This window comes from Primorskyibacter flagellatus, assembly GCF_048268605.1.
GTDB classification, from domain to species: domain Bacteria; phylum Pseudomonadota; class Alphaproteobacteria; order Rhodobacterales; family Rhodobacteraceae; genus Primorskyibacter; species Primorskyibacter flagellatus.
The window spans coordinates 507,564-530,868 of record NZ_JBLWVF010000001.1; the positions used below are offsets into that span (position 1 = coordinate 507,564).

Consider the following 23,305-nt stretch of genomic DNA (forward strand, 5'->3'; position numbering starts at 1 on the left):
CGGCGGCGACGCAACAGGACTCCGCCGTGTTGAAGTTTCTACTTGATTGACGATCCACCTGAAATACTTTGCAAAGACAAGTTCTTCGGAGGGCGCATGCCACATTTGTTACTCGTTCGTCTGCTGACAGGCGTCTTCTTGCTGATTTCTGCGTCCACCGTCTGGGCACATGAGGTGCGCCCAGCCATTGGCGACCTGACCACCGCCGACGGCAGGCTTGAATTGTCGCTGTCCTTGAATGCCGAAGCGCTTGTCGCCGGGGTCGACCTTGACGGTGTGACCGACACGGACGAGACGGACAGTTCCGACCGCGTCGATGCGCTGCGCGCGCTGTCGCCGGAGGAGATGGCCGAACGCCTGCGCGCTGCGCTCGTCGATGTCGTGACGGCACTCGACCTGCGGGCCGGCGACGCGCCGCTGACTGCCCAGATCGACAGCATTGATGTGGCACCGGTGGGAAATACAGATCTGCCGCGTGACACCACGATTGTGCTCAGCGCCGAGCTACCGCCTGCCGTCGATACGGTGCAGATGTCGTGGCCTGCGGAATACGGCACGTTGGTGCTGCGCCAGCAGGGCGTTGAGGATCCTTATACCGAATACTTGTCGGGCGGGCAGGGCAGTGGGCCCATATCGGTCTCGGGTGGCGATCAGCGCGGGGCGCTTGCGACCTTTGCCGCCTATGTGCCGGTGGGGTTCGACCATATCCTGCCGCTTGGTCTCGACCATATCCTGTTCGTGCTGGGATTGTTCTTTCTTTCGCCGCGCATCCGGCCACTGTTGTGGCAGATTTCGGCCTTCACGCTCGCCCATACCGTGACGCTGGCGCTTGGGGCGACCGGGGTGGTCAGCGTTTCACCCGCCATTGTCGAGCCGCTGATCGCAGCATCCATCGCCTATGTCGCCTTCGAGAATATCCGCTCGCCGGTGATGAGCCGCTGGCGTCCGCTGGTGATCTTCGGGTTCGGGCTGCTGCACGGGTTGGGCTTTGCCTCTGTTCTGGGAGAGTTCGGATTGCCGCAGGACCGGTTCCTTTCCGCGCTGATTGGCTTCAATATCGGTGTGGAACTGGGTCAGTTGACCGTGATCGCCGCGATGCTGGCGCTGGTCTGGGTGGCGCTGCGTGTCGATGAGGGGCGGGCAAAGGTCGAGGCAGGGCAAACCGTCTATGGCGTGCTGATCGTGCTGTTCCTGGGTGCCGGTTTTCTGGTGGATCGTGGCGCGATGGCGGCAGTGCTGGAGGTCGATCCGATCGTCTTTCTTGCGCCGCTTGCCGTGCTGTCGGCGCTGTGTCTGGCATCGGTCACGCTGGTCGATGAACTTGCAGCCTATCGCCGGTTCGTCGAGGTTCCCGCCTCTGCCGTGATTGGTCTGGTCGGCGTCTATTGGGTGATCGAACGGGTTTTCCTTTAGCCGTGGCCTGATAACGCTGGTGAAAATGCGGTAACCTGCGCATCCTTCTGCGCTCCTGCACCACGGGGATTGCGACGACGCGCGCGTGTTGAACCTGTTTGCAATGCATCGGGGCTTGCGCGCGGCTCTGATGCGGTCTATACGCGCGCCACTCAATCCGCAGGTATGGGCGGGCTGATGGGGGAGACATCCTCATCCGTCCACCGGTTGACGCATTCCGCGTTGCACCCCGTACCAAGGCGAAAACCGGAAAGGATAAAGACATGGCTCTTCCAGAGTTCACCATGCGCCAACTGCTTGAAGCAGGCGTACATTTTGGCCACCAGACGCAGCGCTGGAACCCCCGTATGGGCGAGTTCATTTACGGTGCGCGCAACGGCATCCACATCATGGACCTGACACAGACCGTTCCGATGCTGGACCAGGCGCTGAACGTGATCCGCGAAACCGTCGCCAAGAATGGCCGCGTGCTGTTTGTCGGCACCAAGCGTCAGGCCGCGACCCCCGTTGCCGAAGCCGCTGAAAAATGCGCCCAGTATTACATGAACCACCGCTGGCTGGGCGGTACGCTGACCAACTGGCAGACCGTGTCGAAGTCGATCAATCGCCTCAAGCAGATTGACGAGCAGATGGAAAACGGTGCCGAGGGCCTGACCAAGAAAGAGCGTCTGGGCATGGAGCGCGAGCAGACCAAACTGCAAGCCTCGCTTGGCGGTATTCGTGAAATGGGCGGCCTGCCGGATCTGCTGTTCGTCATCGACGTCAAGAAAGAGCAGCTGGCGATTGCCGAAGCCAACAAGCTGGGCATCCCGATTGTGGCCGTGGTTGACACCAACTGCTCGCCCGATGGCATCGACTACATCATTCCGGGCAACGACGACGCGGCCCGTGCGATCAACCTGTATTGCGATCTGGCCAGCCGTGCCGCGCTTGACGGCATGCAGGCTCAGCTGGGCGCTGCCGGCGTTGATCTGGGTGCGCTTGAAGAAGCCCCTGTCGAAGAAGCCATCGCCGAAGACGCACCTGCCGAGGCGTAAGCCCGACAGCGATGTCGTGAGAACGACATGATAGCTTGATACTGGGGCGCGGCCACTGCCGCCCCCGACCCCCAAGAACATGAGGAGAGCCGAAATGGCGATCACAGCATCCCAGGTGAAAGAACTGCGCGAAATGACCGGCGCAGGCATGATGGACGCCAAGAAGGCGTTGACCGAGAATGACGGCGATATGGAAGCCGCAATCGACTGGCTGCGCACCAAAGGTCTGGCGAAAGCCGCCAAGAAATCCGGTCGTACGGCTGCCGAAGGTCTTGTCGCGGTCAAGGTCGAAGGCAACAAGGGCGTCGCCGTAGAAGTTAACTCCGAGACCGATTTTGTCGGCAAGAACGCTGAATTCCAGTCGATGGTCGCTGCGATTGCCGAAGCGGCGGTCAATGTGACAACGGTCGAGGAACTGGCCGATGCGGATCTGGGTGGCAAGACCGTCGCCGAGACCCTGACCGCCAAGATCGCCACGATTGGCGAGAACATGGCCCTGCGCCGGATGGCCTCGATCGAGGGTGACACGGTTGTGTCCTATGTCCACAACGCAGTCGCTGACGGCATGGGCAAGATCGGTGTGCTGGTTGCGCTGAAAGGTGACAATGCCGCATTCGGACGGCAGGTTGCGATGCATATCGCGGCGGCATCGCCGCAGGCGCTGAACGCTGACTCGCTTGATCCGGCCGTGGTCGAGAAAGAGCGTCAGGTCCAGATCGATATCGCGCGCGAGTCGGGCAAGCCCGAGCAGGTGATCGAAAAGATGATCGTTGGCCGGATGAAGAAATTCCTCGGCGAAGTCACCCTTCTGGGCCAGGCGTTCGTGGTCAACCCCGATCTGACGGTTGAAGACGCTGCCAAGGAAGCCGGTGTCGAGATTGTCGGCTATGTCCGTCTTGAAGTCGGTGAAGGCATCGAGAAGAAAGAAGAAGATTTCGCCGCAGAAGTGGCCAAGGCTGCTCAGGGCTGAACCATATGGCGGTCGCTTTCGGGCGGTCGATGGACTTTCGAACGGTGCCGCAGCGAAAGCCGCGGCACCGTTTCTTTTTCGATCCGTCCCAATGCGGGGAGCAAGCAGGGAGGGCCGATAAAAGGCGACCAAACCACACACAAAAACGAACCAACTAAAACGGTTCGGTCCGCACCGGCAGGAATTGCCGGTTAGGGACGGCAGGGCCTAGTAATCGCTAGGGTGCCGCCCCCTGTTCCTTTGGCTAAAGCCACCACTCACGGAACATCTTCAGCATGCCTCTTAACCCTAGGTCACGAAAGTAAGGTATTCCGGACCTTTCGGAGAAAACTCTCAGGTCGTCGAATAACCATCTAATTTTAATGCCATTTTAGGATTGGACATCCAGAACGAACATCTGATTCTGGAAAGAAGCTTTGAGCACGGCCTGCGCCGTTGTCTCAACGCTCAGCGCGACGCGGGCAAGCCGCAGATGCTTTTCCACCGTCGCTGTTGTCAGCCCCATCAGGATTGCAATGTCCTGCATCGTTTTGCCGTCACCCACCCATTCCAAGGCTTCGCGCTGGCGCGGTGTCAGTGTCCGGTTCGGGGCGAAATAGGGCAGGGTAAGAATTTTCAGATGCGCGAGATTGTTCATCAGGATGATGTCATCGCTATGACGCACCCAAATATCGTCGACCTCGTCTTGCGTCAGGCCCTTACGGGCGGTCAGGGCGATGGCACCTTTGGAGCGCGCCGAAACCGATTTGAAGCTGAGCGTATAGCCGGCCGTCACGCCTTGGGACAGGTTGAAATCGACCACGCGGCGTTCGGCCTTGCTGAGCGCATCGGCGCGCGCCATGTCGGCGATCACCCGCCAACTGCAATCGCCTTCGTTCTCCAGCGCCCAGTTGACCATCGGCGCGTGATGATACAGCCCCCGGCCTATAAACCCATCCGTATAGGCCGTGCTGTGATTGGTCAGCAGAAGAAAGTCATTGGGATCCCCAAGCGAGCTGGCGCTGCGGAACCGGGTGAACCCGTACATGATCCGGTCAAATCCGAAGCTGGCCATGCGTTCGGTATGCATCGCCCAAAGCTCTTCGATGCTGGGCGTATTGGTCATCTCGATCAGATATGTCTTGTCGCCAGCGTTCATGTCTGCCTCTTGTCATTCAGGCTTAGCCCATACGGCCAGACGCGCAACGGTCGCAATGTCTGGCATTCCCCGGAGCCGGAACCATTTCTGACATCGGCACCCAGGCAGGCGCGTTCACTCTTTATGGATGAAACAGCCACCCTTGGTGTATAGGCGTAAGGGTGACAGTTGCAAGTTTTGCTGTCCAGTCTGAAATTGACCAGCCGGTCAAAATGCAATCTTCGCATTTTTCTAACGTTTCAAATCGCTTCGGATAAAGCGCCAAAGCAGCCAGGCCAAAACCGCGAAGGCCAGAAATCCGGTAATGTCGCCAAGCACTTCGGAGATCTGCGAGACGTAGCTGCCGAACACATATCCCAACCCGAGATAAAGCGTCACCCACACCACCTCGCCTGCAATATCGAAAGGCGTGAAGCGTTGCAGAGGCATTGTCACCACGCCTGCCATATAGTTGACGCCCGGCCCCAGCGGAGCCAGCAGCCAACGGGTCAGGAACACCGCCATGCCGCCGCGCGTTTCCAGCATGTGGCGGGCGCGGTCCATCAGCGGGATGCGCCACTGCGCGAGGCGCGGGCCGCCCCAACGCCCAACAGCGTAGCCCGCATGATCAAAGAAGATCGCCGCGACAAGGCTGGTCACATAGACCTGCGTGCCGTTAAAATCGCCGGCGGCGATCAAAGACCCGCTGATAAGCAGCGTCAGTGAGGCCGGCGCAGGTGCCCCCATGCACCCAAGTCCGATGATCAGCACAAGCACCGGAAGGCCGTAAACCGGTAACCATTCCAATGCGACTTCTGTCATTCAGTTGCCGCTTTTTGTCGGGCGATGACATCCATAACGCGAAGCGCATAGGTCTCGAAGTCGATGTCCTGTTGACGCGCCAGATGACCCAGGCTGGTCTTGCGATCACGGCCAGGCCCAAGCGCCAGCGCCTCGTGCAGCTTACGCGGGTCCAGAACCCATGACCGCGCGACATATCCGACCGTCATCCAGGGTTCCAACTGTTGTTCATGGTGTTTCGGGTCGTTCCAGTACACCATGTCCAATCCGACACGCACGCCAAAGAACAGCGCGGCCACGAGCGACAGCCCCAGCAACCAACGGGCCGCGCGCCGGTTGCGTTCACGATGTTTGGCGTTCCGGCTCACTTTCTGGTCTCCGTATGGTGTCGTCGGGATTAATATAGTGTGACGCATCCTGGCGCGGGGAACAATGCGGAGGGCCGCGCAGGCGGTTTCGCAAAGCGTTGTCGGCAGGTTTTTCGCCCGCAGGCCGGTTTTGGCTTGATGTAACTGACCGTCCTGCCGAGATTGGGCATCGCAGATCACTGAAGGCGGCAGTCAAGCCGCGTTGCGAACAGGAGCGAGCATGCCAAGCGATAACCCGACATGAAATTCTTTGATCTTCGCATTCCGTTCTTTCTGCCGCTCTGGCGGCGCGTCGTTACCGTCGTCTTGACGGGTGGTTGGGCGGCTTTTGAACTGGCGAATGGAAATCCCGGATGGGCTGCGATTTTCGGCGCTGCGAGCGCGTTTTGTGCCTATGAGTTTTTCATCGTTTTCGATCCCGAGAATTTCAAGGGCGACAAGGATACCTAACCGGACTTGCGCTTGGCCCGCGCACCGCGCACTTTGAGGACAAATTGCAGCGGCCGTGCAATCCGGCGCCGCGCCACTGAAAAGAGAGGGCTTTCACATGATCATCGACAATAACCGCATCGCCGTGGTGACTGGCGGCGCGTCAGGGCTTGGCGCCGCAACGGCGCGGGCTTTGGCAACTGCGGGTGCGACCGTGGTTTTGTTCGACATGAACACGACGTCCGGACCCGAGATGGCAAAGGAACTCGACGGAGGCTTTTACAAGGTCGATGTCAGTGATGCCGAAAGCGTGCGCGCTGCCCTTGCCGAAGTGGCAAGGGTTTACGGCAGGCTTGATATTCTGGTGAATTGTGCCGGCATCGGCCCGGCGGCCAAAACCGTGGGGCGCGACGGCGCGCATGATCCGGCGATGTTCTCCAAGACCATTCAGGTCAACCTCATAGGAAGCTTCAACTGCGCCAGCCAAGCTGCTGCGATAATGTCGAAAAATGACCCCGGACCTGGGGATGGAAGCCGCGGCGTGATCATCAACACGGCGTCGGTCGCAGCTTATGAGGGACAAGTCGGACAAATTGCCTATGCAGCCTCCAAGGGTGGCATTGTCAGCATGACGCTGCCCATGGCGCGCGATCTGGCCAGCCTTGGAATACGGGTTTGCAGCATCGCGCCGGGACTTTTCCTGACACCGATGTTGCAGGGTTTGCCTGACGATGTGCAGGACAGCCTTGGACAACAGGTGCCGTTCCCGTCGCGGTTGGGCGACCCTGCGGAATACGCGGCCCTTGCGCTGCATATCATCGAAAACCAGATGCTGAACGGTGAGGTCATCCGACTTGACGGGGCGATCCGTATGGCCCCGCGCTAGGGCATTTCTGACGTCGCAGGTGAGGTCTGGTTGCGCTGGAGGCCGTCACCATGCAACCAGACTGCGCTGAAGCGGCGGTTCGATGATTTGGACAGAGCCTGTCGATCGTTCCGGTCGTCCACGGTGACACTTGCGTCGTGTCCGGGATGCGGGCAGGGGGTTGCATTCAGGATGCCGGAGAACAGGGTCTAAATGTCCGCACAGCTCTCGAATAAATGGGTCGCCCTCACGCTGGCCGGATTGGCCGTCGTTCTGTCGCTGACAACGTGGTTTTCAGCGACAGCGGTTCTGCCGGACTTGCAGATCGTGCTGGGGCTTGATGCTTCAGGGGCGGCCTGGCTGACAAATGCGGTGCAGGCTGGTTTTGTTCTGGGGGCGTTGGTTTCCAGCGTTCTGGCACTGTCGGATGTCTTGCCGCTGACCCGGCTGATGGCGGTGGCAAGCCTTGCGGCGGCGGCGTTCAATGCGGCGGCGCTGCTGGATCCGGGGGCCGGTTGGGTGATTGCCGCGCGGTTTGCAACGGGCGCGTCACTTGCGCTGGTCTACCCCCCTTCGCTGAAATTCATCGCGACGTGGTTCCGCAAGGGGCGGGGATTTGCGATGGGGGTCATGGTTGGCGCGCTGACGCTTGGATCTGCACTGCCGCATCTGGTGCGCGGGGTCGGCGTGGGGTTCGATTGGCAGGCGGTGCTTGTTGTCAGCTCTTTGGCGAGCCTTGTTGCGGCGGCAATATTCGGACTTGTACTGCGCGAAGGGCCGGACCCGTTTGTCCGGGCCGCTGTTGATCTGCGCCAGATTGGCAAGGTCATTCGGGACCGGCCGGTGATGCTGGCCAATGCGGGCTATTTCGGCCACACATGGGAGGTGTACGCCATGTGGGCGTGGATACTGGTCTATATCGGTGCCGCGCAAGAGGCTGGGCTGGCTGTGACCAATGCCTCGATCCTTGCCTTCGCGGCGATTGCGTTCGGCGCACCGGGAAGCGTGCTGGGCGGGTTGGTCGCCGACCGGATTGGGCGGTGCAAGACAACGGCGATTGCATTGGGGCTTTCGGGCGTTTCCGCTGTGTTGATCGGGGTCAGCTTTGACGGACCGGTCTGGATCTTTACCGTGGTTGCATTGTTCTGGGGCATGACCGTGGCGGCCGACTCTGCTCAGTTCTCGGCCGCAGTGACCGAGTTGGCGGATCAAAACCATGTCGGTGCGGCGCTGGCCTTCCAGATGGGCGTGGGGTTTGCGATCACCATCGTGACGATCTGGATGATGCCTCTGATCGCCGAGGCGCTTGGATCGTGGCGATGGAGCTTTCTGGTGCTGGTGCCGGGGCCTGTGTTGGGAAGTTGGGCGATGCTGACATTGCGACGCATGCCCGAAGCCGCGAAGATCGCGGGTGGGCGGCGGTAACGTCCTGATCCTGCGCGGCATCGAGTGGTTCTGAACGGGGGCCTACGTCCCGCGAAATATCCGCGATGCACCGATCATCTTTTCGAGCGCGGCAATCCGGTCAGTGCTGGATGATCGTGCCTGTATGCCCGCCACCAGCGCCTCGATCAGAAAGTTGATCGCAAGGGTCGAATCCCAGCTCGAGGGCGCTTCGACCATGCTGCGAAAACAATGGCTGGCATGCGCCTCGATGGGTGAGCCCCATTGATCGGTGAACAGAACGATATTGCCGCCCTGTTCAACGACCAGTTTTGCCAGCCGCTCCAACTGTTTCTCATAGCGGCGGATGTCGAACACCACGAGTGTCGCGGAGGCGTCGATATCCAGCAGCGATTGTGGCCAGACACTGGGCGATGCGTCAAGCAGCGACACACCCGGTCGGATGATCTGCAAATGGTTGTAGAAATAGATCGCATTGGACCGGGTGATCCGTCCACCCATCAGATAGATGTGGCGTTTCGGATCGGACAGAAGATTGGTCGCCTCTTCGAATTCCTGCACATCCAGACGGTCTATCGTGGCGTTGATGTTGCGCGATACGGCCAGCGCAAAGCGGCTGATGATATGGTCGCTGTGCCCCTCCAGTTCCGAGGTCTCAAGTTTTGCCAAGGGCTGCTTCACGCGGGCCGCAACCTCTTCGCGTATGGTGTTCTGGAAGTCGGAGAACCCGTCGAAGCCAAGTTTGCGGGCCAGCCGCACCACCGTCGCGGTCGACACTTGCGCAAGCTCGGCAAGCTTGGTGATGGATTGCAACCCGGCAACCAGTGAATCGTCCAGCAGCGTCGCGGCCAGTCTGCGTTCAGCCGCGGTCAGGTCGGGTTGCTGGGTCTTCAACATGTCCCAGATCAGCGCCTTGCCACCGGGCGATGCTGTCGGTTCCGTCATTTCCACACCTCCGGTCTGCACAGAAATAGAAACGATCTTGACATCATGTGCGACTCTGTAGTGATCTTTACACATTGAATTCAGGGGAACAAGAAATGGATGCGCAGGGTCGGGCTCCGTTTGTGATATCGGGCGAGGGCGGGACTGCGCCGGTTGTCCTGATTTGCGAACACGCCTCTGCATATATTCCGCCGGAACTGGATGGTCTGGGGCTAAGCGGTGAGGCGCAGAAATCGCATATCGCCTGGGATATCGGCGCGCTGGACATGGCCAAGCGATTAAGCGCGCGGATGGGCGCGCCGCTGATTTCCGGCCAGATTTCGCGTCTTGTCTATGATTGTAACCGGCCGTTCGAAGCATCAGACAGCATTCCCGAACAAAGCGAGGTTTACGCAGTTCCGGGCAATCGGGGGCTGAGTGCGGCGGATCGGAAGGCGCGTTTTGATTCGATCCATACGCCGTTTCACAACGCGGTCAGCGCGGTGATCGACCGGCAGTCCGCTCTGACGGGCGGGCAGGTGGCTGTTATCACCTTGCACAGCTTTACCCCGATCTATCACGGCAACAAGCGCGCGTTGGAGCTTGGCTTTCTCTATCACGAAAGCGGCGACCTTGCACAGGCGGCGACGGCAATCGAAGCGGAGCGAGGCCTGATGAAAGCGGCGGTGAATGCACCCTATTCAGCCAGTGACGGCGTGACGTACAGCTTGCACAAGCACGCGGATATGCGCGGGTTGCATTCGGTCATGGTCGAGGTCCGAAATGATCTGATCGACACATATCCAAAGGCACAAAGCATGGCCGATCACCTTGCGCAGACCCTTGCCGCAGCCATGGCGCAGGTCACGCAGCGGGGTGCCGCATGACGTTTTTCAAACGGTATATCGCGCTGGTCGACGCCATGAACCGCGCCATCGGACGCGTGACGATGTACGGCATTTTTGCCCTGATGGGCGTTTTGCTGTGGTCGTCGATCTCCAAGACGTTTTTCAACCCGTCGCTGTGGACGCTGGAAATGGCGCAGTTCATGATGGTGGGATATTACATCCTTGGCGGGCCGTATTCGATACAGATGGGATCGAATGTGCGGATGGACTTGCTATACGGCGAATGGTCCACGCGGCGAAAGGCAGCGGTGGATTCCATCACCGTCTGTTTCCTGATCTTCTATCTTGTCGTCCTGCTATGGGGCGGGATCGACAGCACGGCCTACAGCTTCAAATACGGAGGCGAGCGCAGCCCGACGGCGTGGCGACCCTATCTCTGGCCCATCAAGATTGTCATGTGCGTTGGTATTGTTCTGATGCTGCTTCAGGCGGTCTCTGAGTTGTTCAAGGACATCCTGCGCCTACGCGGGGAAGAGGTCGCCGATGTCGTATGAGATGATCGCGATCTTCATGTTTGCCACGATGATGGCGATGCTGCTGACCGGGCAGCGGGTGTTCGGTGCCATCGGCTTTGTCGCGGTGATCGCGGCGCTGGTGCTTTGGGGCGACCGGGGCGGCTATGACATCGCGTTTTCCAGCGCGATGAAGCTGATGAAATGGTATCCTCTGCTGACCCTGCCGATGTTCATCTTCATGGGCTATGTCTTGTCGGAATCGAAGATCGCCGATGACCTTTACAAGATGTTCCATGTCTGGATGGGCGGCTTGCGTGGCGGGTTGGCGATTGGCACGATCGGGCTAATGGTGCTGATCTCGGCGATGAACGGGCTGTCGGTTGCGGGCATGGCCATTGGTGCCACGATTGCGCTGCCGGAATTGCTGAAACGCAACTATGACAAGCGGATGGTGACGGGGGTCATTCAGGCCGGATCGTCTCTGGGCATCCTCGTGCCGCCCTCGGTCGTGCTGGTGCTGTATGCGATGATCGCCCGGCAACCGGTGGGCCAGCTATGGCTGGCGGGGGTGATCCCCGGTCTGATGATGGCCGCGATGTTCATCATCTACATCGTGATCCGCTGCTGGTGGAACCCATCTTTGGGGCCTGCCTTGCCGCCGGAAGAACGTGCCATGCCCTTGGGCGAAAAGCTGAAACTGCTGCGCGCGGGTCTGCTGCCGCTTGGCATCTTCGCCGCGATGATGGTGCCCTTTGTCAACGGCTGGACCTCGCTGGTCGAAAGCTCTGCTATCGGGGCGATGACGGCTTTTGTTGCCGCAGTCCTGAAGGGCCGGATGACGCGCGAAGTGTTCGAAACCTCGGTGCGTCAGACGCTGGGGATCTCGTGCATGTTCATGTGGATCATCCTGGCCGCCATGGCCTTTGGCGCGGTGTTCGACGGGTTGGGCGCGGTCAAGGCCATCGATACGCTGTTCACCGAACGGTTGGGGCTGGACCCGTGGATCATCCTGATCCTGATGCAGCTCAGCTTTATCCTGATGGGCACGTTTCTGGACGACACGGCCATGCTGGTTATCGTCGCGCCGCTTTATGTGCCGCTGGTCAAGGCGCTGGGGTTCGATCTGGTCTGGTATGGCGTGCTGTATACGATCACCTGCCAGATCGCCTATATGACGCCGCCTTTTGGCTATAACCTGTTCCTGATGCGGGCGATGGCCCCGCCGGAAATCACCCTCAAAGACATCTACGGATCGATCCTGCCGTTTGTTCTGGTCATGGTCTTCGCGCTGGCCGTTGTGATGATTTTCCCGCAGATCGCCCTTTGGCTACCCGGATATATTTATGGAAACTAACCTCAAGAACTCCGCCAACGGAGCGTCAATTTCAAACCCAACAAGGAGAGTTCGATGACTTCACGACGTAAGTTTCTGAGCACGGCGGCGCTTGGCGGCGCTGCATCGCTGGCGGCCCCTGCCATCGTCAAGGCACAGGCCCCGATCAAGTGGCGGTTCCAGACCTATGCGGGCGCGGCGCTTGGCGAATTTGTCACCAAGCCGGTAATCGACTACATCAACGAGGCCGCCAATGGCGAGATGGAGATCGAGCTGTTCTATGCCGATCAGATCGTGCCCACAGGCGAATTGTTTCAGGCGCTCCAGCGCGGCACCATCGACGGCGTGCATTCGGACGACGATTCCATGGCCTCGCCCACGCCCTTGCAAGTGTTCGGCGGCTACTTCCCGCTGGCCACAAAACATTCGTTGGATGTGCCGGTGCTGTTCGACCAATACGGGCTGGCCGATATCTGGCGGTCCGAATACGAAAAGGTCGGCGTTGCGTGGCTGTCGGCGGCCGGGCAGGATCCATGCAACTTCAACACCAAGAAAGAGATCACCTCGCTGGCCGATCTTGATGGGCTGAAGCTGTATACCTTCCCGACGGCGGGGCGCTTTCTGTCGCAATTCGGCGTTGTGCCGGTGTCCATTCCCTATGAGGACGCCGAAGTCGCGGTGCAGACGGGCGAGCTGGACGGCATGGCGTGGTCTGGCATTACCGAGGATTACACCGTCGGCTGGGCAAATGTGACCGATTACTTCCTGACCAACAACATCTCGGGCGCGTGGATCGGATCGTTCTTTGTCAATCAGGGGCAATGGGCGGACCTGCCCGAACACCTCAAGGCCATCGTCATGGCGGGGATAGAGGCGGGTCACACCTATCGCAACCAGTGGTATTGGGGCGGCGAGGCACGTCTTCGCGCGCAGGGCGACCAGCTTCAACTGCGCTCCATCCCGCATGAGGAATGGAAGGTTGTCGAGGATGCAGCCGTCAAGTTCTGGGACGAGATTGCCGAAGAAGGCGAGGTCCACGCCAAGATCGTGCAGATCTTCCGCGATTACAACGAGGTGATCAGCAAGGCTGGCCCTCCCTACACGTTTGGATAAGACCATCGGGGGCGCGCTTTGCGGCGCGTCCCGTTTCTGGATTACAAGGATCGGAGATTGCCCATGTCTGGCATATTGCCCTTTGAGGACCTGAAGGCCCAGGTCGCGGAAGGCCGGATTGATACGGTGCTGGTGTGCATCGTCGATATGCAGGGCCGCCTGATGGGCAAGCGGTTCCACGCGGGCCACTTTGTCGCCAGCGCCTGGGAAGAAACGCATTGCTGCAACTATCTGCTGGCCACCGATCTGGAGATGGCCACACCCGAAGGCTATGCGGCGACAAGCTGGGAAAAGGGCTATGGCGACTATGTGATGAAGCCGGACCTGTCGACTTTGCGGCCTGTGCCGTGGTTGGAGGGCACCGTTCTGGTGCTGTGCGATGTGCTGAATCACCATACCCATCAGCCGGTTCCACATTCGCCGCGCGCCATGCTGAAAAGCCAGATCGCCCGGCTGGAGGCGATGGGGTTTGACGCCATGATGGCCACGGAATTGGAGTTCTTCCTGTTCGAGAAGAGCTTTGACGAGATCCGCAAAGGGGGCTTTCGGGATCTCACGCCGATCAGCGGCTATAACGAGGATTACCACATCTTCCAGACCACCAAGGAAGAGCATGTGATGCGCCCCGTGCGGAACCACCTGTGGGAAGCCGGTATCCCCATCGAGAATTCCAAAGGCGAGGCGGAGGCCGGTCAGGAAGAGCTGAACATCAAATACGCGGCTGCGCTGGATACGGCGGATTATCACAGCATTGCTAAACATGCGGTCAAGGAAATTGCCTGGCAAAACGGACATGCGGCGAGTTTCCTGCCCAAATGGCACAAGGACCGGGTCGGCAGTTCCAGTCATGTGCACCAGTCGTTGTGGAAGGACGGCGCGCCTGCGTTTTTTGATCCCGAAGACAGTTTGGGCATGAGCGCGCTGATGAAAAGCTATGTGGCCGGGCTGTTGAAATACGCGCCTGATTACACCTATTTTCTGGCCCCCTATATCAACAGCTACAAACGGTTCATGAAGGGGACGTTTGCGCCCACCCGGATCATCTGGTCCGTGGACAATCGCACCGCTGGGTTCCGGCTGTGCGGGGATGGCAGCAAGGCCATTCGGATCGAATGCCGGATCGGCGGTTCGGATCTGAACCCCTATCTCGCCATGGCCGGGATGCTGGCCGCAGGCATTGCCGGGATTGAAGAAGAGCTGGAGTTGCAGCCACCGGCACGCGGAGATGTCTATCAGGGTGAGACAGCGATGATTCCCGATACTCTGGAGGCGGCGCGTACGGCACTGGACGGGTCTGCATTGATGCGGAAAGTCTTTGGCAATGCGGTCGTCGATCACTATTGCCGGGCTGCCGAGGTCGAGATCGAGGAATTTGCCCGAGTGGTAACGGATTGGGAAATTGCCCGAGGGTTCGAGCGGGCCTGAGAGGGCGGGAGCGAGGGGCCTGCCCCTCGCGCTCCCCGGAGTATTTTGGCCAAGAAGAAGGGCAGGGCGCGGGCCTTGCAGGACAAGGAGGTTTGACGTGGGTCAGACATTGAAATGTATCTCTCCGATCGACGGGTCTGTTTTTGCGGAGCGGGATGTGGCGGCGTTTGCACAGGCGCGTGACAAGGTCGCGGGCATGCGTGCTGCGCAGGCGGAATGGGCGGCGCGGCCCTTGCAGGAGCGGATCGACCTCGTGATGGCGGGGGTTGCCGCTGTGGGCGAGATGAATGATCGCATCGTGCCGGAACTGGCGCGGATGATGGGCCGCCCGGTGCGTTACGGCGGCGAGTTTGGCGGGTTCGATGAGCGCGCGCGTCATATGGCTGCGATTGCGAAGGATGCCCTGGCCGATCTCGTGGTGGGCGAGGATGCGACGTTCCGGCGCTATATCAAGAGGGCTCCACATGGGGTGGTTCTGGTCGTGGCACCGTGGAATTATCCCTACATGACGGCGATCAATACGGTCGCGCCTGCGTTGATCGCGGGCAATGCCGTGCTGCTGAAACATGCGACGCAAACCCTTGTCGTGGGCGAGCGGATGGCACAGGCGTTTCAGGCGGCTGGAGTGCCCGCCGAGGTGTTCGACAATATCTTTCTGGACCACGATACGACCTTCCAACTGATCACGGCCCGCACGTTCGACTTTGTCAATTTTACCGGCTCGGTCGGTGGCGGCCAGCAGATGGAGCGTGCCGCAGCGGGCACGTTCACCGGGGTTGCAACCGAATTGGGTGGCAAGGATCCGGGCTATGTCATGGAGGACGCCGATCTGGATGCGGCGGTCGAGACGTTGATCGACGGGGCGATGTTCAATTCCGGCCAGTGCTGCTGCGGGATCGAGCGGATCTATGTGCACGAAAGCCTGTTCGATGCGTTTCTGGAAAGGGCGTTGAAGATCGTGCGCGGCTACAAGCTGGGCAATCCGCTGGATGAGGCAACGACGCTTGGCCCGATGGCGCATGTGCGTTTCGCCAATGAGGTGCGTGCGCAGATCGCCGAGGCTGTGGCGGCCGGGGCCACGGCCCATATCGAGACATTTGCCGAGGATGACGGGGGCGCTTATCTGACACCGCAGATCCTGACCGGCGTGACACATGATATGCGGGTGATGCGGGACGAGAGTTTCGGTCCCGTTGTGGGGATCATGCCTGTGAAGGATGACGCCGAAGCGATTGCGCTGATGAATGACAGCGACTTTGGCCTGACCGCCAGTCTGTGGACAGGGGACGTTGAGCGCGCGCAGCGCGTGGGCGACCGGATCGAAACCGGCACGGTATTCCTGAACCGTGCTGACTATCTGGATCCCGGCCTGTGCTGGACCGGCTGCAAGAATACCGGGCGCGGCGGCGGGCTGTCGGTGATCGGCTATCACAATCTGACGCGTCCGAAATCCTACCATCTCAAGAAGGTGACGACATGAACCTGACCGGAAACTGGTCCTATCCGACCGCAATCAAGTTCGGCGCAGGCCGGATTGCAGAACTGCCCGGCGCCTGCGCGCAGGCCGGGATCGCGCGGCCCTTGCTGGTCACTGACAAGGGGTTGGCGGATCTGCCGATCACTGCGCAGGTGCTGGATATACTCGACGCCGCAGGGCTGGGCCGTGCGGTGTTTGCGCAGGTTGATCCCAACCCGAATGAGACGAACCTTGCCGCCGGTGTGCAGGCTTACCGCGATGGCGGGCATGACGGGGTGATTGCCTTTGGCGGTGGCTCTGGTCTGGACTTGGGCAAGATGGTGGCCTTCATGGCCGGGCAAACCCGGCCGGTCTGGGATTTCGAGGATGTCGGGGATTGGTGGACACGCGCCGATGCGGATGCGATTGCGCCCATAATCGCCGTGCCAACCACCGCCGGGACAGGATCAGAGGTGGGGCGCGCCAGTGTCATCACCAATTCCGGTACCCATGTGAAGAAGATCATCTTTCACCCCAAGGTGCTACCGTCGGTGGTGATCTGCGATCCGGAACTGACGGTGGGCATGCCGAAATTCATCACCGCAGGCACGGGGCTTGATGCCTTTGCCCATTGTGTCGAGGCGTTCAGCAGCCCGTTCTATCATCCGATGAGCCATGGCATCGCGCTGGAAGGCATGCGGCTGGTCGTGGAATATTTGCCGCGCGCCTATGCGGATGGCACCAACGTTGAGGCCCGCGCGCAGATGATGAGCGCGGCCGCGATGGGGGCGACGGCGTTTCAGAAGGGTCTGGGCGCGATCCACGCGCTCAGCCATCCTATCGGCGCGGTGTTCAACACGCATCACGGCACGACGAATGCGGTCTGCATGCCTGCGGTCTTGCAACTGAACGCAGCAAAGATTGCGGACCGTTTTGATCGCGCCGCCAGTTACATCGGGGTCGAGGGCGGCTTTGACGGGTTCTGCAAATTCGTGCAGGATTTCAACGACAGTTTTGCCATTCCACGAAAACTGTCCGAGATGGGGGCAAGCGCTGACCGGATCGACGAGTTGGTGCCAATGGCGCTGTCCGATCCGTCCTGCGGAGGCAATCCCGTCAAGCTGACCGAAGGGAATGTGCGGTCGCTATATGAGGCGGTCATCTGATGTGTCATCAATCTGTGATATATCGGATCTAAGGACGCAGGAAAGGCTACCCAAGTCTTTCACGAAATACACAATCGGGAGAATTGAAATGAAAACTCAGATGCTTATGGCGACAACGGCGCTTGTCGTGACGTTTGGCGCAGCGGCGCAGGCGGATACGCTGCGCCTGCTGACATGGGGCGGCTACGCGCCCGAGGACGTGGTGGCCAAGTTCGAGGAACAGACCGGCCACACGGTAGAGGTGACCAAGTCCAACAACGAGGAAATGATCGCCAAGCTGCGCGCGACAGGTGGCGGCGGGTTCGACCTTGCCCAGCCCAGCCAAGACCGGATTGCGGGACCGCAGGCCGAATTCGGCATCTACAAGCCGATGGACCTGTCCAAGATCGACGCGGATCTTTTTATCCCGTCGATGCTTGAGGCGACCAAGGGCAACACCACCGTGGGCGGTGACGTCTATGGCGTGCCGCATATCTGGGGCACCTCCGGTCTTGTCGTGAACACCGCTGAGGCCGCGTCGGTCAAGGATTATACCGATCTGTGCAATGACGATGTGGCGGGCAAGGTATCCTACCGCCTGAAACGCCCGACCCTGATCAGCTTTGCCTTCGCGATGGGCGAAGATCCGTTTGCGGCCTATGGCGACCCCGCGAAATACGAAGAGGTCATGGCAAAGGTCGAAGAGGCGCTGATCGCCTGCAAAGCCAATGTCAAAACCTATTGGGGTGGTGGTGACGAGCTGATGAACCTGGTCCGCTCTGGCGAGGTCGTGGCGTCGATGGCGTGGGACACCGGCGGCTGGAAGCTGAACGAGGACAACCCGGATGTGACCTTCGTGGCACCCGCATCCGGTGCGCTTGGATGGGTCGATACGTTCGCGTTGCCCGCCAAGGGCAAGGCCGATGACGTGGCCTATGAGTGGATCAACTTTGTCATGCAGCCAGAGGTTGCCGCGATGATTACCGCCGCCGCGGGCAATTTCACCGCCTCCAAAGGCGCGGACGAATTCGCGTCGGACGACTTGAAAGCCCGCTATCAGGCCAGCTTCCCGCCGGAAGCGATTGACAATATCAAGTGGTACCCGCCCGTTCCTGCCGGTCTTGAAGTCATCGAAGGCGGCGTTCTGGACCGCGTCAAGGCTGCCAACTGATCTGACTTTGGCGGCATCCGGGCTGACGTTCGGGTGCCGCCCCGATGAATGGATTTCGCATGAGCTTTGACCTTGAATGCCGCAACCTGACCAAGCGTTTCGGGGGCACGACGGCTGTCGATGACGTGTCCTTCGACGTGCCGAGCGGGTCGTTTTTCTCGATCCTGGGTCCGTCGGGCTGTGGCAAGACCACGATCATGCGGATGATCGCGGGGTTTCTGGAGCCAAGTTCGGGCGACATTCTGATCCGGGGCAGATCGGTTCTGGATGTGCCGCCGAACAAGCGGCCCGTGAATATGGTTTTTCAGCATCTGGCACTGTTCCCGATGATGAATATTGCCGAGAATATCGGCTACGGGCTGCGCCGGCAGGGCATGCCAAAGGCGCAGATCGCCGTGAAGGTGGACGAGGCGTTGGACCGGATCGGCCTACCGGGCATCGGCACGCGCAAGATAGACGAGTTGTCGGGCGGGCAGAAACAGCGCGTCGCCATCGCCCGCTGCATGGTGCTGGAGCCGGACGTGCTGTTGCTGGACGAACCGCTGGGCGCGCTGGATCTGAAGCTGCGCGAACGCATGAAGGTAGAACTGAAGGCGCTTCAGGCCGCGTTCGACACAACCTTTGTCTATATCACGCATGACCAATCCGAAGCCCTGGTGATGTCGGACACAATCGCCGTGATGAACGAGGGCCGGTTTGAGCAGATGGGCAGCGGGCGGGATCTGTATTACCGCCCTGCAAGCGCCTTTGTCGCGGGCTTCGTGGGTGACAGCAATCGCTGGGCAGGCCGGGTGGAACGCGCAGAGGGCAATGTCATGCAGGTCCGCACGGAAAGCGGGCTGTCGATGCGTGCCTCTGCACATGACCGCGCGTTGGGCGTCGGTGACGCCGCGCAGATATTTGTCCGGCCAGAGGCGATCCGGATCAGCACCGCAGCCGATGATCTGGCGCATTTCGACAACCACCTGTCGGGCAGGGTGACGAACCTGTTGTTCAACGGCGCTGCCAGCCGCATCGTCGTGGCCGCAGATGCCGAAGAGATAGAGGTGAACCTGCCGCAATCGGGCGAATTTGCCGCGCTGTCCGAAGGCGACGCAGTGCATATCGGCTGGGCCGGAGATCAAGGCAATTGCTTTGCCGCCGGGGCTGCGCCATGAAAAGCGGCGCGCGCCTTGGCCTGATGCTGCTGCTGGCCCCTTTGCTGTTATGGCTGATCCTGCTGATCCTGATCCCGCATGTGGATATGTTCCTTGTGTCCTTGCGGGAACGTGTGGGCGTGGGCGAATACCGGATCTCGCTTGCCAATTATCTGACGTTTTTTCAGGAACCGCTATATCTCTGGACGTTTCTGCGCACGGCGGTGATGTCTATTATGGCGACGATCATCACGCTTCTGATCGCCTTTCCGGTCAGCTATTTCATTGCCAAGATCGCGCGCGGGCGCAGCCGTTCGGCGCTGTTTCTGCTGTGCCTTGTGCCGTTCTGGGTGTCTGAACTGGTGCGCACCTTCGGCTGGATGATCCTGCTGCGCGAGACCGGCATCATCTCCAACCTGTTGCAATGGGCGGGGCTGGTCAGCGGCCCGGTCGAGTTGCTGTATAACGATGCCGCCATCATGGTGGGGCTGGTCTATACGTCGATGCTGTTCATGGTGGTACCACTGGTCACGACGCTGGAAAGCCTGCCGGATGAGGTGATTGAGGCGGGTTACGATCTGGGCGGCACCAATACCAGCGTGATGCGGGAAATCGTGATCCCTCATGCCGCGCCCGGCATCGTATCGGGCAGTATCGTCGTCTTCATGCTGAGCCTTGGCAACTACCTGACGCCCACGATGCTGGGCGGCAAGGACAGCCTGTGGTTCACAGAGCTGATCTATTCGCAGTTCATCGTCCGTTTCAACTGGGAGCTTGGCGCGGCCTTCGGTTTCATGCTGCTCTTGCTGTCATCGCTGATCGTCTGGGGAATGCTGCGGCTGACCGGGCAGACGCTTGAACGGACAATGGGGTGACGCCATGATCCCATCCATCCCGCAACCCCGCGTCCTGCGCGCCGCTTATGTGGCCTATGTCGCGGTGTTCTTTATCTTTCTCGCGCTGCCCTTGGTTATTGTCGCTGCCTTTGCGTTCAACGACAGCCAGTTCCCGTCGCTCCCTTGGGAAGGCTTCACCTGGGGCTGGTTCTTCGGGTCCGAGCGCCCGATGATAGGGGCCTTCCACGAACGCGGCATCCTGCGCGCCATCGGCACCTCTGCCTTTGTCGCTGTGGGCGTGTCGATGCTGGCGGTGGCGGTGGGGCTGTCCAACGCCTTCCTGTTCAATCGGTACAGGTTTCGCGGGCAGGGTATCCTGTATATCTTCATGCTGCTGCCGCTGGTGGTGCCGGGGATCGTGCTGGGGATCTCGATCCTTGTGTTCTCCAGCCGCGTGGCGAACGGGTTGTGGGACATGGCCCAGTGGGATGTCGAGGCGCTTCGTCCCGGACTGACGCTGGTCATCCTCGGGCAGTTTTCCTTCATCGCGACCATCGCGACGCTGGTGATTGCCGCGCGCCTGCAAAAGTTCGACCGTTCTTTGGAAGAGGCCGCGATGAACCTTGGGGCAGGGCGGTTGGTGGCCGTGCGGACCGTTACCTTGCCCTATCTGGCACCCGCGCTGATCGGTGCCTTCGTCGTGGCCTTCCTGATGAGCTTCGAGAATTTCAACACGACGCTGATGCTGGTGGGCTCGGACGCGCCGCTGACCATCGCGATGTTCGACCGTTTGAAAGAGGGCTCTACCCCCTTGCTGAACGCGGTGTCCTTGTTGCTGATGCTGGGATCATCGCTGCTGGCGCTGGTGATGATCGCGTTTCAACGAAAGTAACCCCGTCCGGTGGTGTGGGGGATGCCGTCGAATGACAGCATGCACCCCGTTTGCCGGACATAGGAGACCTCGCATTTTGCTACGGCAGCTTGGAAAAGGACATCGCCTTATGCGCGCCGGAACTGTTCTGGTAGCGGTCAGACAGGTTTTCGGTGATCGGCAGAACCGGCGGCGGATCGGTGTCATGTGAGGATCGCCGTAGCAGGGACACCCCGCTTAGCTTTGGCCGCTCGCTGAGCGGTCGCATCGCCTTGGCGAGTTCCCGCGACATGACCGGTGCCGCGATCGACGTGCCGCCGACACCGATGCGGCTGCCGCTGCGCGACCCCGCTGCACGAATGACCCCGCGCATCCGCTGCATGGAGGCCGACGCACTGGCGTCAATGCCGCGCAAACCTTGCCCGCCGCTGCCGCCTTCGCCGGAATAATCGACCGGTTCCAGCGTGTCCGCATAGCAACCACCGACCACGACAATCTCTGGCGCGGTTGCGAAGGCGTTGATCGTTCCGGCGCGCCGGACATAGGGCAGCGTGCCGTCCGGTCCGGGCCGGTCATTGGTCACGGTAAAGCCGCGCGCATCCACCTGTATATATTGCCGGTCCTGAAGATATGACTGCCGCCCGCCACCCCTGTAGCCGGGGATCATGTCATCGCGCTGAACCACCAGATCCAGCGGCCAGCCGGATTGGGACGGTGATGTATTGGCAGGCTCCAGCAACAGTTGCCATGGTCCCGGCACGGTATAGGCCCTTGCCGGATTGCCGGGCACGGTTGGCGGGACGGCCAGGGTCAGCCGGACACGGCCCCCGGCGGATGGCTTGTCGATCCGCTTCGGCACCCATTGCGTGTAGCACCTTGCCGCGAGTTGCGGACCGCTTGTCAGATCGAACACGCCGTCCAGTGGCACCGGACCAAGGGGCGCGGCCTCTTTGCTCTGCGCGGGCCGAAGGGTCAGGGAAATCGGCAAGACCTCTGGCTTTCGGCGTAGGGGCGTTGACCAGATCTCCAGAAAGCTGGGCGTTGAATCGTCGGGTGCGATTGTCCAGAACAGCGGCGATGCCTGTGCATCCACCGGCGCGTCAAGCACGGCATGGACCTTGGCTTGCCGGAAGTTTCCGGCCGGCACGACGATGCGGATCGGAACCCGGTCACTGGGTCGCTGCGCATTCACGGCAGCAATAAACCGATCCAGCAGGCTGGTGCCATCCCGCGGGCCGGCCGTCAGGCCAAGGCTGATATTGATCACCAGAGGATAATCCTTGCCTTCACGCTGGCTGCGACGTTCCACATGGCTGATAAGACGAACCATGCCCAGGATCACAAATATCTCGGCAAAGGTGCCGGACGTGTCCATGATCAGCCGCTCGGGCAGGGAAACGATAGCTAGATCAAAGTCTTCCGGCGCAATATTCATCTCGCCCGGTGGGGTAAAACGATCACCCCCCCGCGCAGTGCCGGCCGCGCCGAAACTCGCCGCCAGATCGGCAACGGCTGTTCCGTGACCGGCTGTGCGCGCCAGGGATTGCGGCGTGCCGAGGCTCATATCCAATGCGCTGGCGTGGCGGTACAGACCGTCCTCGTCAATCATCTCGCCCATCGGACCGCGCCGAAACCGGTCGATCAACCGTTCGATTCCGGTTCGGTCATATTCCCTGCCAAACGGGGTCGCGTTGTCACCGGCCTCGTGCCGCGCGCTTTGCAGCCACAGATAGTCGATGCGGCTGCGACCGTTTGGAAGCCGGAACCGCTCATGCGCGAAGGCCGTCGCATCATCGATGATGCCGACGATCACGCGGTCATTCGCGGGCGGTAAAGTTTGCACCTTGGCAGAGATGCTTTCCTCGCCGTCCTTGCCGTTTTCGGCCGCTTCTGTCGGAACGGCGTGACGGGGCAGGACATGGTGCAACAGCCGCCGCCAAGGGTCGGCAGCGTCACCGATCGCCGTCTGGATCGCGTGCGCCAGCCATGGGATATCCGTGTCCAGAAGATCCTGCGCGGCAAAGGCCTGATCGCTATGCGACCAGGCAGAGGTCCAATGGATATAGGGCGAGATGCGCCCCCCCGGCGGCAGCGATTCAACATGGGTCCATTCGTGTTGCATGGTCAT

General features: G+C 60.4%; 22 protein-coding genes. 17 read left to right on the top strand and 5 right to left on the bottom strand.

What is annotated here, in order from left to right; all coding sequences use genetic code 11:
- Nucleotides 1–96: 96 nt before the first annotated feature.
- The 3 genes from ACN0WV_RS02440 to tsf all read left to right on the top strand — a co-directional run bounded on the left by ACN0WV_RS02440 (nt 97) and on the right by tsf (nt 3,420).
- Nucleotides 97–1,413 carry a HupE/UreJ family protein gene (locus tag ACN0WV_RS02440; protein WP_417603533.1) on the top strand — a complete coding sequence of 439 codons (1,317 nt, stop codon included), beginning with the start codon at nt 97–99 and terminating at the stop codon, nt 1,411–1,413.
- A gap of 263 nt (nt 1,414–1,676) precedes the next feature.
- Nucleotides 1,677–2,450, top strand: coding sequence for a 30S ribosomal protein S2 (gene rpsB / locus ACN0WV_RS02445; protein WP_084349945.1), 774 nt, complete (start codon nt 1,677–1,679; stop codon nt 2,448–2,450).
- A 94-nt stretch (nt 2,451–2,544) separates the two neighbouring features.
- Nucleotides 2,545–3,420 (top strand): translation elongation factor Ts, encoded by an 876-nt coding sequence (tsf, locus tag ACN0WV_RS02450; protein WP_084349946.1) that lies wholly within the window; start codon nt 2,545–2,547, stop codon nt 3,418–3,420.
- Between the two features lie 370 nt (nt 3,421–3,790).
- Here the strand turns inward: tsf and ACN0WV_RS02455 are convergent, their stop codons facing one another.
- From ACN0WV_RS02455 to ACN0WV_RS02465, 3 genes are all read right to left on the bottom strand, one after another.
- Nucleotides 3,791–4,558 (bottom strand): LuxR family transcriptional regulator, encoded by a 768-nt coding sequence (locus ACN0WV_RS02455; RefSeq protein ID WP_084349947.1) that lies wholly within the window; start codon nt 4,556–4,558, stop codon nt 3,791–3,793.
- Between the two features lie 231 nt (nt 4,559–4,789).
- Nucleotides 4,790–5,359 carry a DedA family protein gene (locus tag ACN0WV_RS02460; protein WP_417603536.1) on the bottom strand — a complete coding sequence of 190 codons (570 nt, stop codon included), beginning with the start codon at nt 5,357–5,359 and terminating at the stop codon, nt 4,790–4,792.
- Nucleotides 5,356–5,706, bottom strand: coding sequence for a hypothetical protein (locus ACN0WV_RS02465; RefSeq protein ID WP_084349949.1), 351 nt, complete (start codon nt 5,704–5,706; stop codon nt 5,356–5,358). The genes ACN0WV_RS02460 and ACN0WV_RS02465 overlap by 4 nt, the downstream gene beginning before the upstream one ends.
- Before the next feature lie 240 nt (nt 5,707–5,946).
- On the opposite strand from ACN0WV_RS02465, the gene ACN0WV_RS02470 reads away from it, so the two are divergent.
- From ACN0WV_RS02470 to ACN0WV_RS02480, 3 genes are all read left to right on the top strand, one after another.
- Nucleotides 5,947–6,156: a hypothetical protein gene (locus ACN0WV_RS02470; protein WP_084349950.1), complete on the top strand. Its 210-nt coding sequence runs from the start codon at nt 5,947–5,949 to the stop codon at nt 6,154–6,156.
- Between the two features lie 97 nt (nt 6,157–6,253).
- On the top strand, nt 6,254–7,021 hold the full coding sequence (locus ACN0WV_RS02475) for an SDR family NAD(P)-dependent oxidoreductase (RefSeq protein ID WP_417603539.1): 768 nt from the start codon (nt 6,254–6,256) through the stop codon (nt 7,019–7,021).
- A 192-nt stretch (nt 7,022–7,213) separates the two neighbouring features.
- Complete coding sequence (locus tag ACN0WV_RS02480) at nt 7,214–8,425, top strand: MFS transporter (RefSeq protein WP_417603541.1); 1,212 nt, start codon at nt 7,214–7,216, stop codon at nt 8,423–8,425.
- A 42-nt stretch (nt 8,426–8,467) separates the two neighbouring features.
- Here the strand turns inward: ACN0WV_RS02480 and ACN0WV_RS02485 are convergent, their stop codons facing one another.
- On the bottom strand, nt 8,468–9,349 hold the full coding sequence (locus tag ACN0WV_RS02485) for a MurR/RpiR family transcriptional regulator (protein WP_417603543.1): 882 nt from the start codon (nt 9,347–9,349) through the stop codon (nt 8,468–8,470).
- Between the two features lie 95 nt (nt 9,350–9,444).
- Here ACN0WV_RS02485 and ACN0WV_RS02490 point away from each other — a divergent pair, with 95 nt between their 5' ends.
- From ACN0WV_RS02490 to ACN0WV_RS02540, 11 genes are all read left to right on the top strand, one after another.
- A complete protein-coding gene (locus ACN0WV_RS02490; RefSeq protein WP_417603545.1) occupies nt 9,445–10,215 on the top strand; it encodes an N-formylglutamate amidohydrolase in 771 nt (256 codons plus the stop codon).
- A complete protein-coding gene (locus ACN0WV_RS02495; protein WP_417603547.1) occupies nt 10,212–10,730 on the top strand; it encodes a TRAP transporter small permease subunit in 519 nt (172 codons plus the stop codon). Before ACN0WV_RS02490 ends, ACN0WV_RS02495 begins: the two co-directional genes overlap by 4 nt.
- Nucleotides 10,720–12,045 (top strand): TRAP transporter large permease, encoded by a 1,326-nt coding sequence (locus ACN0WV_RS02500; protein ID WP_417603549.1) that lies wholly within the window; start codon nt 10,720–10,722, stop codon nt 12,043–12,045. Before ACN0WV_RS02495 ends, ACN0WV_RS02500 begins: the two co-directional genes overlap by 11 nt.
- A gap of 54 nt (nt 12,046–12,099) precedes the next feature.
- Nucleotides 12,100–13,137, top strand: a complete 1,038-nt coding sequence (locus ACN0WV_RS02505; protein WP_417603552.1) for a TRAP transporter substrate-binding protein — start codon at nt 12,100–12,102, stop codon at nt 13,135–13,137.
- 63 nt (nt 13,138–13,200) lie between these two features.
- Nucleotides 13,201–14,562, top strand: coding sequence for a glutamine synthetase family protein (locus ACN0WV_RS02510; protein ID WP_417603554.1), 1,362 nt, complete (start codon nt 13,201–13,203; stop codon nt 14,560–14,562).
- Between the two features lie 97 nt (nt 14,563–14,659).
- Nucleotides 14,660–16,042 (top strand): aldehyde dehydrogenase family protein, encoded by a 1,383-nt coding sequence (locus ACN0WV_RS02515; protein ID WP_417603556.1) that lies wholly within the window; start codon nt 14,660–14,662, stop codon nt 16,040–16,042.
- The gene (locus ACN0WV_RS02520; RefSeq protein ID WP_417603558.1) at nt 16,039–17,184 is read left to right on the top strand and encodes an iron-containing alcohol dehydrogenase; all 1,146 of its coding nucleotides are present in this window, start codon (nt 16,039–16,041) and stop codon (nt 17,182–17,184) included. Before ACN0WV_RS02515 ends, ACN0WV_RS02520 begins: the two co-directional genes overlap by 4 nt.
- 88 nt (nt 17,185–17,272) lie before the next feature.
- Nucleotides 17,273–18,334: an extracellular solute-binding protein gene (locus tag ACN0WV_RS02525; RefSeq protein WP_417603560.1), complete on the top strand. Its 1,062-nt coding sequence runs from the start codon at nt 17,273–17,275 to the stop codon at nt 18,332–18,334.
- A 59-nt stretch (nt 18,335–18,393) separates the two neighbouring features.
- On the top strand, nt 18,394–19,491 hold the full coding sequence (locus ACN0WV_RS02530) for an ABC transporter ATP-binding protein (protein ID WP_417603562.1): 1,098 nt from the start codon (nt 18,394–18,396) through the stop codon (nt 19,489–19,491).
- A complete protein-coding gene (locus ACN0WV_RS02535; protein ID WP_417603564.1) occupies nt 19,488–20,345 on the top strand; it encodes an ABC transporter permease in 858 nt (285 codons plus the stop codon). Before ACN0WV_RS02530 ends, ACN0WV_RS02535 begins: the two co-directional genes overlap by 4 nt.
- 4 nt (nt 20,346–20,349) lie before the next feature.
- Complete coding sequence (locus tag ACN0WV_RS02540) at nt 20,350–21,198, top strand: ABC transporter permease (protein ID WP_417603566.1); 849 nt, start codon at nt 20,350–20,352, stop codon at nt 21,196–21,198.
- 79 nt (nt 21,199–21,277) lie between these two features.
- Here ACN0WV_RS02540 and ACN0WV_RS02545 read toward each other — a convergent pair whose 3' ends face one another.
- Complete coding sequence (locus tag ACN0WV_RS02545; protein ID WP_417603568.1) at nt 21,278–23,305, bottom strand: S8/S53 family peptidase; 2,028 nt, start codon at nt 23,303–23,305, stop codon at nt 21,278–21,280.